The 505-nt window shown below is 61.6% G+C and carries 1 pseudogene; it reads left to right on the top strand.

The window, feature by feature from the left end:
- Window positions 1-505: pseudogene (locus FNF32_RS10675) on the top strand (IS3 family transposase); the annotation flags it as partial.

The raw sequence follows: 505 nt of genomic DNA, 5'->3' as shown, positions 1-505 counted from the left end.
GAGCGGACATCTCCTACATCTGGACGGCAGAGGGCTGGCTCTACCTCGCTGTCGTGCTGGACCTCTTCTCGAGGCGCGTCGTTGGCTGGGCCACGAGTGACCGCCTGAAGCGCGATCTCGCGGTCGAAGCCCTGCGCCGTGCTCTGGTGGCTCGCAACCCTGCGCCGGGGCTGGTTCACCATTCCGACCGTGGATCGCAATACTGCTCGGTCGACTATCAGGCGCTGCTCCGCAGACGTGGCATCCTGATCTCCATGAGCGGGCGCGGAAACTGCTACGACAACTCGATGGTGGAAACCTTCTTCAAAACCATCAAGTCGGAGCTCATCTGGCCGGTCGCATGGCAGAACCGCCAACAGGCCGAAAACGCCGTCGCAAGATACATCGACGGGTTCTATAATCCCGTCAGGCGGCATTCATCGCTCGGCTTCCAGAGCCCCATCGCCTTCGAGCGAAAGGCCCGCGAAGTGAGCTAAACGCTCTCCACAAAAGCCGGGCAAGTCCA

This window comes from Paracoccus marinus (genome assembly GCF_007018965.1).
Lineage (GTDB): Bacteria > Pseudomonadota > Alphaproteobacteria > Rhodobacterales > Rhodobacteraceae > Paracoccus > Paracoccus marinus.
Note: the sequence above shows the minus strand (reverse complement) of the source record. Positions and strands in the feature narration are given on the sequence as shown.